The following is a 2,274-nucleotide window of genomic DNA, read 5'->3' as shown; positions in this document are numbered from 1 at the left end:
CCAAGACCCGGCGTATCGAGCTCGGCACCGCCGTCATCGACATGCGTTACGAGAACCCGCTCTATATGGCCGAGGACGCGGGCGCTGCCGACCTCATCGCCGGCGGGCGCCTGCAGCTGGGAATCAGCCGCGGCTCGCCCGAGCAGGTGATCGATGGCTGGCGCTATTTCGGCTACGTGCCGGAAGAGGGCAAGACGGACGCCGACATGGCGCGCCGGCATTCGGAGATCTTCCTCGACCTGCTGCGCGGCGAAGGCTTCGCCCAGCCCAATCCGCGGCCGATGTTCCCCAACCCGCCCGGCCTGCTCAGGCTGGAGCCGTTCTCGGCGGGCTTGCGCGAACGCATCTGGTGGGGCGCGGCCACCGACGCCACCGCGGTGTGGGCGGCCAAGCTCGGCATGAACCTGCAGAGCTCGACGCTGAAATTCGATGAGACCGGCGAGCCGCTGCATGTCCAGCAGGCCAAGCAGATAAGGGCTTATCGCGCCGCCTGGAAGGAAGCCGGCCACACGCGGGAGCCGCGCGTCTCGGTCAGCCGCAGCATCTTCGCCATCGTCAACGACATGGACCGCGCCTATTTCGGCGGCAGCGAGGGCGAGGACCATTTCGGCTATATCGAGCCGGAGAAGCGCGCCGTGTTCGGCCGCACCTATGCCGCCGAGCCGGACAAGCTGGTCGAGCAGCTGAGGGAGGACGAGGCGATCGCCGAGGCCGACACGCTGCTGCTCACAGTGCCCAATCAGCTCGGCGTCGACTACAACGCCCATGTCATCGCGTCGATCCTGAAGCATGTCGCGCCGGCGCTGGGGTGGCGGTGACGGCGCCGGCTTCGGCGGAAGTCTTCACCTGGCATTGACGACCTGGTATTGACGCGGGGCAAATCCGCGCCTTACTTTGCCGCGTAATCGGTTGCGTAACCGATTACTGGCATCGAGGGAGGATAATGCGGGCGAGGCTCACCCGCCGTGGGCCGGTCGCCCGCATCGCGGCGGGAGCCGCGGACCGCAACTGCTCGGCGTCGATGATAATTCCGAAGCTATCGTGGGGGCCTTGTCACCATGCTCGCGGCCATCCTAGACGCATACGAGGAAAGGTTGTTGCGGAAGATTCCGGGTCGAAGAGACAGAGCATGATGTCGTCCCGCTTCACGCTTTTCGGCATCGTGCTTTCGGGATTGCCACGGGAAACGGGCCCATGACGACGATTGCGGATGTTGCGCGCCATGCGGGGGTGTCCGTCGCAACCGTCTCGCATGTGATGAACCATACGCGCCACGTCGAGCCGGAGACGGCCGAGCGCGTGCGCGCCGCGATCAGCGCGCTGCGCTACAGTCCGAACTCGGTGGCGCGAAGCCTCAGGCGCGGCGAGACCAAGACCATCGGCCTTTTGCTGCCCGACAATTCCAACCCGTTCTTCGCCAGCGTCGCGCGGCAGATCGAGGACGCCGGCTTCGTCTCCGGCTACACGGTGATCCTGTGCAACTCCGACGGCAATGCCGAGAAGGAGGAGCGCTATCTCTCGGTGCTGATGGCCAAGCAGATCGACGGGCTGATCTTCGCCGGCTCGTCCGACCACGCGCGGGTGTTCGCCCGCCTGCTGCCCAGCGTGCCGGCGGTGCTGCTCGACCGCGAGATCCAGTCGGTCAATGTCGATTCGGTGCTGGTCGACCATGAGCATGGCGGCTACCTCGCCGGCAAATACCTGGCCGGGCTTGGTCACCAAAAGATCGGCGTCATCGGCGGTCCGCGCGATTCCAGCTCCAGCCCCGCCCGCCTGCGCGGCTTTGCGCGGGCGCTCAACGAAGCCGGCATCGAGCTGCCGGCCTCGTCGATCGTCGATTCCGACTATCATTTCGCCGGCGGCCGCCTGGCGATGGAGCAGCTTATGGCGCAGGCGCCAGGCATCACGGCGCTGTTTGCCTGCAACGACCTGATGGCGATGGGCGCGCTGACGGTGCTGCGCTCGCGCGGCTTGCGGGTTCCCGACGACATCTCTATGGTCGGCTTCGACGATATCCCCTATGCCGTCACCACCTGGCCGCCGCTGACGACGATCGCGCAACCGGTGGAGAAGATCGGCACAAGGGCGGTGAGCCTGCTGCTCGAGAGGCTGGGCGAGCCGGCGGCCCCGTCCAGGCGCGAGGTGCTGGCGCCGGTGCTGGTCGAAAGGGAGAGCTGCGCGGCGCGGGGGTAGTGTCGGTAATCGTCGACGCCGGCGCTGGCCCCCTCTCCGTCTCGGCGCTGCGCGCCGATCCACCTCTCCCCCGCTTTGCGG

At 67.1% G+C, this 2,274-nt stretch carries 2 protein-coding genes; both read left to right on the top strand.

What is annotated here, in order from left to right:
• A partial coding sequence (locus tag EOD07_RS31350) for an LLM class flavin-dependent oxidoreductase (RefSeq protein ID WP_164772728.1) occupies positions 1 to 818 on the top strand: 818 nt, incomplete at its 5' end.
• Positions 819 to 1,194: 376 nt separating this feature from the next.
• Complete coding sequence (locus tag EOD07_RS31345; protein ID WP_127238038.1) at positions 1,195 to 2,193, top strand: substrate-binding domain-containing protein; 999 nt, start codon at positions 1,195 to 1,197, stop codon at positions 2,191 to 2,193.
• Positions 2,194 to 2,274: the final 81 nt, after the last annotated feature.

The organism is Mesorhizobium sp. M2C.T.Ca.TU.002.02.1.1, assembly GCF_003997225.1.
The sequence above is the reverse complement of the archived record's forward strand: the minus strand, read 5'-3'. Positions and strand labels throughout refer to the sequence as shown.